Source organism: Amycolatopsis sp. H20-H5, from assembly GCF_035828755.1.
GTDB lineage: Bacteria > Actinomycetota > Actinomycetes > Mycobacteriales > Pseudonocardiaceae > Amycolatopsis.
The window spans coordinates 1-8,616 of sequence record NZ_JAYMZS010000204.1 but is presented as its reverse complement, the minus strand read 5'-3'; the positions used below and the strand labels follow the sequence as shown (position 1 = coordinate 8,616).

Genomic DNA, 8,616 nt, shown 5'->3' with positions numbered 1-8,616 from the left:
GAGGGCACGGTCTTCAGGAAGGTCTCACAAAACCCTGGCCACACGAGTGCTCACCCACCACCAGCCACCACGCCCAAGCCTACGAACCCGACCCGAACAAACCCCATTAGGCCACCATGACGGCGTTAGACGCCGTCATGGTGGCCTTCAGGGACCTTCGGCTAGAGCAGGAGGACGTCGACCTCGTCGCCCTCGGCGACGTCGGAGGTGCCCTCCGGGAGCACGATCAGGCAGTTGGCCTGGGTGAAGGCCGCCAGCAGGTGCGAGCCGGGGCCGCCGCGCGGGCCGACGATGCCGGTGACCTCGCCGTCCGCGTGGGTGTAGAAGCCGCGCCGGAACTGGCGGCGCGACGACGGCGACGTCATCGCCTCGGTCAGCCGGGCGCGGACGCGCTGCCGGTCGACGCCCGTGTGCCCGAGCGCGTGCAGCAGCGCGGGCCGCAGGAACGCCTCGAACGACACGAGCACGCTCACCGGATTGCCCGGCAGCGTCACCACCGGCACGCCGAGCCAGCGCCCGCAGCCCTGCGGCCCGCCGGGCTGGATGGCGACCTTCCGGAACTCCACACCCTGCCCGCTCAGCGCGTCCTTGACCACTTCGTACGCCCCCGCGCTGACCCCGCCGGACGTCACCAGCAGGTCGGCGTCGGCCAGCTTGGGCTCGATCACCGCGCGGAACTCGTCGACGTCGTCCACCACGCTGCGCACGACGACCGCCTCGCAGCCCACCGAGCGGATCGCGGTCGCCAGCATGATGCTGTTCGACTCGTAGATCTGCCCGTGCCGCAAAGGGTTCGGCGCGTCGACGAGCTCGGAGCCGGTCGAGGCGACGACCACCCTGAGCGGCCGCCGCACCGACAACTCGGCCAGCCCGACGGCCGCCGCGAGCCCCAGCCGCGCGTGCCCGAGCACGGTTCCGGCCTTCAGCGCGAGCGTGCCCTCGACGACGTCCTCGCCGATTCGCCGCAGGTGCGTGCCCGCGACCGGCGCCGCGCTGATCCGGACCGTCTCGGTGCCGCCGTCGGTGTCCTCGACCATCACCACCGCGTCCGCGCCGGGCGGCAGCGGGGCGCCGGTCATGATCCGGTGCGTCGTGCCCGGCGCGAGCGGCGCGACGTCGGTGCGCCCGGCGGGGATGTCGTCGGCCACCGGCAGCGTCACCGGCTGCGCGGGGCTCGCACCGGCGATGTCGGCGGCGCGCACGGCGTACCCGTCCATCGCGGAGTTGTCGAAGGGGGGCAGCGACACCCCGGCGCGGACGTCCGCCGCCAGCACCAGCCCGGCGCACTCGGCCAGGCCCAGGGTGACCGGCGGCGCCTCGCCCAGCAGCTTCGTCACGGTTTCGCGGTACTCGTCGACTGAGATCACGCGGCCCATCCTGCCCCGTGACCCGGCGGGGCGGCAGGACGACGCGCTCGTGCGAGACTCTGCGCGTCGATCACCGTGTCCAGGGGAGAAGGTCATGCAGGTACAGGTCCGCCACCAGCCCTCGTTCGCGGTCGCCCGCCTGATGCTGGCGCCGGGTGAACCCGCGCAGGTCGAGGCCGGCGCGATGATGGCGATGAGCTACGGCGTCCAGGTCGCCTCCCAGGCGCAGGGCGGGATCATGAAGGGCCTCGGGCGCGCCATCCTGTCCGGCGAGTCGTTCTTCATCTCCACCTACACCGCCCCGCCCAACGGCGGCTGGGTCGACATCGCCGCCAACCTGCCCGGCGACATCCAGGTGCTCACCCTCGACGGCCGCACCGGCTGGTGCGTCACGCGCGGCTCGTGGCTCGCGTCCGCCCACAGCGTGGCGACCGAGACCAAATGGGGCGGGATGAAGAACCTGGTGGGCGGCGAGGGCGGCTTTCTCACCCACGCCACCGGGCAGGGCCCGCTCGTCGTCGCCTGTTACGGCGCGCTGGAGACCATGACGCTGCAGGCGGGCGAGATGGTCACGATCGACACCGGGCACGTCGTCGCCTACGCCGACACCGTGCAGTACCAGATCCGCAAGGTGGCCTCGGGCATCATCCAGTCGATGAAGAGCGGCGAGGGCCTGGTCTTCGACTTCGCGGGCCCCGGCCAGATCCTCACCCAGACCCGCAACCCGTCGTCGCTGATCAGCTGGATCACGACCCACATCCCCAGCCGCTGACCATGCGCGTCCACACGAGGCACACCCCCAACTTCGGCGTCGTCCGCGTCCTGCTGTCGCCGGGCGAAGCCGTGCAGGCCGACGGCGAGACCATGCTCGCGAGCAGCTTCGGCGTCACCGAGACGACGCCCGCCCGCGGCGGCTCCCGCGCGGGCAAGGGCATCCCGTCGGTGTTCAACGCGCCCGCCGACGGCGGCTGGATCGACTTCGCGCCGCTGCGGCCCGGCGACGTCTACCCGCTCGAGCTCGACGGCACCGTCGGCTGGTCGGTCTCGCGGGAGGCGATCCTCGCGCGCCCGGCGAGCGTCCGGCTCGACCAGGGCTGGGCGCCCCTGCAGAAGCTCTTCGGCGCGGACTCCGGCTTCCTCGAGCACTTCAGCGGCACCGGTCCGCTCGTGCTTTCCGCCCCGGGCCCGGTCGACGCCTTCGAGCTCGCCGCGGGCGAGCTCGTCACCGTCCGGCCGGACTTCCTGCTCGCCTACCCCGACACCCTGCAATGCCGGTTGCGCGCGGTCGACCCGTCCGGGCCGCAGTCGGTCCGCACCGGCGAAGGGCTCGCGCTGGACTTCGCCGGACCGGGCACGGTGCTGGTACAGGCCAGGAACAGACGCCTTTCGCACGGGTGAACGGCTCTTGCCCGCTCGGGTGAATCCGGTAGCCTGAAACGCACTTCCGAGCCGCGGGTGGGGCGTCGTCCGCTGCTCTTCGCGTCGCTGCCGGAGGAGGGCGCCGTGGCTGTCGGCACCGTCAAGTGGTTCAACTCGGAAAAGGGCTACGGCTTCATCGAGTCCCCCGAGGGCCCGGACGTCTTCGTCCACTATTCGGCCATCCAGTCCGACGGATTCCGCACCCTCGACGAGGGTGACCGGGTGGAATTCGAGGTCCAGTCCGGCCGCGACGGGCGCAGTCAGGCGTCCGACGTCCGGAAGGTCCCGTAGCGCCGCCGGCTACCGGTTGGGCGAACCGGCAGCGGCTGCCGAATCCCGCGCGTTAGGCTGCGCTGCGTGACAGGCGATGTGTCGGGGGACCTCACCGGTCGCCGGCTGGGCAACTACCGGATCGACGGGGTGCTCGGCAAGGGCGGCATGAGTGTGACCTACAAGGCCACCGATGTGCGGCTGGGTCGCAAGGTGGCGCTGAAGATCATCGGCGAGCACCTTGGCGCCGACGCCGAGTTCCGGGAACGGTTCGTCGACGAGGCCCGCAACACCTCCGCCATCGACCACGCGAACGTCGTGCCGCTGTACGACTTCGGCGAGCTCGAGGGCATGCTCTACATCGCCATGCGGATGGTCGACGGCGGTGACCTCGCCGGGCTGATCTCCGGCGGCCCGATCTCGCCGTCGCGCGCGCTCGCCCTGCTCGACCAGGTCGCCGACGCGCTGGACACCCTGCACAACCGCGGTCTCGTGCACCTCGACGTCAAACCGGCGAACGTGCTGGTCACGAGCAAGGAGACGAGCCGCGAGCACGTCTACGTCGCCGACTTCGGGCTGACCCGCCGCGGCGCCACCGGGCACCGCACGCGCGGCGGGGACTTCCTCGGCTCGCCCACCTACGCCGCGCCCGAGCACCTGCGCGGCGAGCCGCTGGACGGCCGCACCGACCAGTACGCGCTCACCTGCGTGCTCTTCGCCTGCCTCACCGGGGCCCCGCCCTTCCGGGGTGACGTCCAGACGGTGATCAAGGGTCACCTGAACGGGGAACCCCCGTCGATAGCGCACGTGGTCGCGCTGCCGGGCGCCATCGACGAGGTCATCCGCAAGGGGATGGCGAAGAGCCCGACCGACCGCTACGCCAGCTGCGTGGGCATGATCGCCGCCGCGCGCGAGGCGCTCGGCCAGGCCGCGTCGATGACGGAGCCGGCGGGCCCGCCCGTTCCGCTGTCGTCCGCGGGCCGCAACCAGCAGAATGCGCAGCAGGGGCGGCCGCATCCGGCGCCGCAGGGAGAGGGGGGTCCCGTGCATCCGTACGGAGGACAACAGCCGGGATACGGCCAGCAGGGTCACCCGCAGCAGGGGCCGCCGCAAGGCCCCCCGCAGGGTCCGCCGCCGGGCCAGCAGCAGGGTCCGCCGCCGGGGTACGGCTATCCGCAGGGCCCGCCCCCGCAGCAGGGCATGCCACCCCAGGGCATGCCGCCCGGCCAATACCAGCAGGGTCCGCCGCCGGGTTACGGCTATCCACAGCAGCAGGGCATGCCCCAGCAGGGCATGCCCCAGCAGGGCATGCCCCAGCAGGGCTACGGCCCGCCCGGGGACCCCGTCCGGCTGCGCCCGCCCGCGCCCGCGGGCGGCGCCGGAGCGTTCCAGCAGGGCAAGAGCGGCGGCGGCAAGTGGCTCTGGATCATCGTCGGGCTCGTCGTGGTGGCCGCACTGGTCGTCGGCGGCATCTTCCTGTTCGGCGGTGATTCGGGCAGCGGTGGCACTGGCACGCAGACCACCGCGCCCAACATCCCGGTCGGTCCCGGCGGCTCCGGCACCTCCGCACCGTCCACTTCGCTGCGTCCGCCGCCTCCCTCGATCCCGATCAAGCCGAGCTCCTGACCTGTGCTTCTTGCACTCTCCCCCGTCGAGTGCTAAACACGACATTGGCACTCGACGCCGTCGAGTGCCAGACGGGCGGTCACCGACCGCTCGCCTGAAGGTCGGGACGGTGAGGCTCTGCCTCGGGGGTTTTCCTCGGGAGAGAGTCGTCCGTCGCGGGCACCGAGCCTGGCCGAGGACGTGTCTCCTGCTGCCGCCGGCACACAGCCGTGGCGGCAGCGCCGAATACCGGAGGACCACACCGTAATGGCCAAATTGATCGCGTTCGACGAGGACGCCCGCCGTGGTCTTGAGCGCGGCTTGAACATCCTCGCCGACACCGTCAAGGTGACGCTTGGCCCTCGTGGCCGCAACGTCGTGCTCGAGAAGAAGTGGGGCGCGCCGACGATCACCAACGACGGTGTCTCCATCGCCAAGGAAATCGAGCTAGAGGACCCCTGGGAGAAGATCGGGGCCGAGCTCGTCAAGGAAGTTGCCAAGAAGACCGACGACGTCGCGGGTGACGGCACCACCACCGCCACCGTGCTCGCGCAGGCCCTCGTTCGCGAAGGTCTCCGTAACGTCGCCGCCGGCGCCGACCCGATCAGCCTCAAGCGCGGCATCGAGCAGGCCGTCGAGGCCGTCATCGAGCAGCTGCACAAGATGGCCGTGCAGATCGAGACCAAGGAGCAGATCGCTGCTACCGCCTCGATCTCCGCTGCCGACACGACGATCGGCGAGCTCATCGCCGAGGCGCTCGACAAGGTCGGCAAGGAAGGCGTCGTCACTGTCGAGGAGAGCAACACCTTCGGTCTCGAGCTCGAGCTCACCGAGGGCATGCGCTTCGACAAGGGCTACATCTCCGGTTACTTCGTAACCGACCCGGAGCGTCAGGAAGCCGAGCTGGAGGACCCGTACGTCCTGCTGTTCGGTTCCAAGATCTCCACCGTCAAGGACGTGCTGCCGCTGCTGGAGAAGGTCATCCAGTCCGGCAAGCCGCTGCTGATCATCGCCGAGGACGTCGAGGGCGAAGCCCTTGCCACCCTGGTGGTCAACAAGATGCGTGGCACCTTCAAGTCCGTCGCCGTCAAGGCGCCCGGCTTCGGTGACCGCCGCAAGGCGATCCTGCAGGACATCGCCACCCTCACCGGTGGTCAGGTCATCTCGGAGGACGTCGGCCTCAAGCTTGAGAACGCCGACCTCTCCCTGCTGGGCCGCGCTCGCAAGGCGCTCATCACCAAGGACGAGACCACCATCGTCGAGGGTGCTGGCGACGCCGACCAGATCCAGGGTCGCGTCAACCAGATCCGCGCGGAGATCGAGAACTCGGACTCCGATTACGACCGCGAGAAGCTCCAGGAGCGTCTGGCGAAGCTGGCCGGCGGCGTTGCCGTCATCAAGGCCGGCGCCGCCACCGAGGTCGAGCTCAAGGAGCGCAAGCACCGCATCGAAGATGCAGTGCGCAACGCCAAGGCCGCTGTTGAAGAGGGCATCGTCGCCGGTGGCGGCGTGGCTCTGCTCCAGGCTGCCGAAGCCGCGTTCGCGGGCCTGAAGCTCGAGGGTGACGAGGCCACCGGCGCGAACATCGTTCGCGTCGCGGTCGAGGCTCCGCTCAAGCAGATCGCCATCAACGCCGGCCTCGAAGGCGGAGTTGTCGTGGAGAAGGTCAAGGGCCTGCCCCTCGGCCACGGCCTCAACGCCGCCACGGGTGTCTACGAGGACCTGCTCGCCGCCGGCGTGCCGGACCCGACCAAGGTCACCCGCTCCGCGCTGCAGAACGCCGCGTCCATCGCCGCGCTGTTCCTGACCACCGAGGCTGTCGTCGCCGACAAGCCCGAAAAGGCCGGTTCCGCTCCCGCGGACCCGTCCGGTGGCATGGGCGGCATGGACTTCTGAGTCCAGCCCCAAGGCGAAAAAGAGCCCGGTCCGCTTCGGCGGGCCGGGTTTTTTCGTGCCTGCTTGACTTGTGGATCATCTCCGTGTTGGTCTGGACCAGACCGCTACCGAGGAGGTCCCGTGTCCCCGCGTTCCGTTCTTGCCGTTGTACTCGCCCTGGTCGTGGCCGCGGTGGTGGTGACGCCCGCAGGCGCGTCAACCGGCCAGTCGCGCCCGTCACCCCTGCCCGTCGTGACCCCTTCGCCCCAGCAGATGACGCCCAACGGCCGGGAGATCCGGGTCCCGCGCGAGGTCGCGCTGGTGCTCGGCAAGGGTGTCGACGCGCCGACCGAGGCCCTCGTTCGCCAATCGCTCACGCGTGCGGGCGCCCGTGATATCCGGCTCGGCGGACGCGGTGCGCTGAAGGTCGTCGTCGGCGCGATCGACGACCAGGTTGTCTCGCAAGCTCTGAGCGAAGCGGGCGGAACGCGTCCCGCGGAGCTCGCGGCCGAGGGGTATTCGCTGGCAGGCAAGGCCTCCGGCCGAGGTGGCGTGGTCGCGCTAGCGGGCAACGACGGTGACGGGACGTACTACGCGGCGCAGACCTTCCGCCAGCTCGTGGGGAAGGCGGGGATCGCCGCGGTGTCGGTGGTCGACCACCCGCTGATGGCGTTGCGCGGCAGTATCGAGGGCTTCTACGGCGCCCCGTGGTCGCACGCCGACCGGCTGGACCAGCTGGCCTTCTACGGCGACGTCAAGGCGAACACCTACATCTACACGCCGAAGGACGACGTCTACCTGCGCGACAAGTGGCGCGAGCCGTACCCGGCCGTAGACCTGGCGTCGCTCAAGGAGCTCGTCGACGCGGCCAAGACGCACCACGTGCAGTTCACCTACGCGGTCTCGCCGGGGCTCTCGATCTGCTACAGCGACCCGGCGGACGTCCAGAAGCTGAAGGACAAACTGGCGTCGCTCCACGCGGTGGGCGCCCGCAGCTTCTACGTCGCACTCGACGACATCAGCTACACGAAGTGGAACTGCGACAACGACCAGCAGAAGTACGGCGCTCCCGGGCAGGCCGCGGCCGGGCGGGCGCAGGCGGATCTGCTCAACGCGGTCCAAGGCTGTCTCGACACCCTCGCGGACGCGAAGCCGCTGCAGATGGTGCCGACCGAGTACTCCGACATCGCCGATTCGCCGTACAAGAAGGTGCTGCGGGAGACGCTCGACAAGCGCGTCGTCGTGCAGTGGACCGGGACCGCTGTGGTGCCCCCGTCGATCAGCGTCGCCGACGCCGAGAAGGCGTCGGAAGTGTGGGGCCGCAAGGTGTTCCTGTGGGACAATTATCCGGTGAACGACTACGGCCAGACCGCTGGGCGGCTGTTGCTGGCGCCGTACGACAAGCGTGAGGCCGGGCTGCACGAGGCTCTTGGCGGCATCGTGCTCAACCCGATGAACCAGGCGTCGGCGAGCAAGGTCGCGCTGTTCGGTGGCGCCTCGTTCGCTTGGAACGACACGGCTTACGACCCGGCCCGTACGTGGCGCGCCGCGGCGGACTACCTGTCCGGCGGCGATCGGCGGACGACCGAGGCGCTGCTCGCCTTCTTCGACACCCAGCACCTGGCGCCGACTTTCGGGGACACCCCTTGGCAGCCGCAGGCGCCGGTGTTGAAGGCGAAGACGGACGCCATCCGTGCCGGGAAACCGTTGCGGGACTTGAAGAACTACGCGGAGCTACTTGCTGGCGCGCCCGCGCGGATCCGGTCCGGGGTCGCCGATCCCGCGTTCGCGGCGGAGGCGAAGCCGTGGCTGGACGCGCTCGCGCTGTGGGGCGCGGCGCTGAAGTCCACTGTGGATGGTCTGGCTTCCGGCGACGACAAGGCGTTCCAGCGGGCGGCCGAACTGGCCGCGCAAGCGTCGGCTATCCACACCATTCCGGGCACCACCCGGCCGCAGGGGCCGATCAAGGTCGCGGACGGGGTACTCGACAAGTTCATCGCCGACGCACCGGGCCTGGTCAGACGGTGACCACCGTCGCACAATTCCACTGCCCCTGAAGGCCACCATCACGGCGTTAAAC

The 8,616-nt window shown here is 70.3% G+C and carries 7 protein-coding genes; 6 read left to right on the top strand and 1 reads right to left on the bottom strand.

What is annotated here, in order from left to right:
• Positions 1-161: 161 nt before the first annotated feature.
• On the bottom strand, positions 162-1,367 hold the full coding sequence (moeA, locus tag QMK34_RS45905) for a molybdopterin molybdotransferase MoeA (protein WP_326421226.1): 1,206 nt from the start codon (positions 1,365-1,367) through the stop codon (positions 162-164).
• Between the two features lie 94 nt (positions 1,368-1,461).
• On the opposite strand from moeA, the gene QMK34_RS45900 reads away from it, so the two are divergent.
• The 6 genes from QMK34_RS45900 (at position 1,462) to QMK34_RS45875 (ending at position 8,564) form a co-directional block, all read left to right on the top strand.
• On the top strand, positions 1,462-2,139 hold the full coding sequence (locus QMK34_RS45900; protein ID WP_326421224.1) for a TIGR00266 family protein: 678 nt from the start codon (positions 1,462-1,464) through the stop codon (positions 2,137-2,139).
• Between the two features lie 2 nt (positions 2,140-2,141).
• The gene (locus QMK34_RS45895) at positions 2,142-2,765 is read left to right on the top strand and encodes an AIM24 family protein (protein WP_326421223.1); all 624 of its coding nucleotides are present in this window, start codon (positions 2,142-2,144) and stop codon (positions 2,763-2,765) included.
• Between the two features lie 105 nt (positions 2,766-2,870).
• The gene (locus QMK34_RS45890) at positions 2,871-3,077 is read left to right on the top strand and encodes a cold-shock protein (protein WP_326421222.1); all 207 of its coding nucleotides are present in this window, start codon (positions 2,871-2,873) and stop codon (positions 3,075-3,077) included.
• A 66-nt stretch (positions 3,078-3,143) separates the two neighbouring features.
• Entirely contained in the window at positions 3,144-4,682 is a 1,539-nt protein-coding gene (locus QMK34_RS45885) for a serine/threonine-protein kinase (RefSeq protein ID WP_326421221.1), read from the top strand.
• A 246-nt stretch (positions 4,683-4,928) separates the two neighbouring features.
• On the top strand, positions 4,929-6,557 hold the full coding sequence (groL, locus tag QMK34_RS45880) for a chaperonin GroEL (RefSeq protein WP_326421220.1): 1,629 nt from the start codon (positions 4,929-4,931) through the stop codon (positions 6,555-6,557).
• Positions 6,558-6,677: 120 nt separating this feature from the next.
• Complete coding sequence (locus tag QMK34_RS45875) at positions 6,678-8,564, top strand: beta-N-acetylhexosaminidase family protein (protein WP_326421219.1); 1,887 nt, start codon at positions 6,678-6,680, stop codon at positions 8,562-8,564.
• Positions 8,565-8,616 lie beyond the last annotated feature (52 nt).

Coding starts and splice junctions, on each gene's coding strand:
- QMK34_RS45900 (WP_326421224.1), top strand. CDS start 1,462: ATGCAGGTACAGGTCCGCCACCAGCCCTCGTTCGCGGTCGCCCGCCTG.
- QMK34_RS45895 (WP_326421223.1), top strand. CDS start 2,142: ATGCGCGTCCACACGAGGCACACCCCCAACTTCGGCGTCGTCCGCGTC.
- groL (WP_326421220.1), top strand. CDS start 4,929: ATGGCCAAATTGATCGCGTTCGACGAGGACGCCCGCCGTGGTCTTGAG.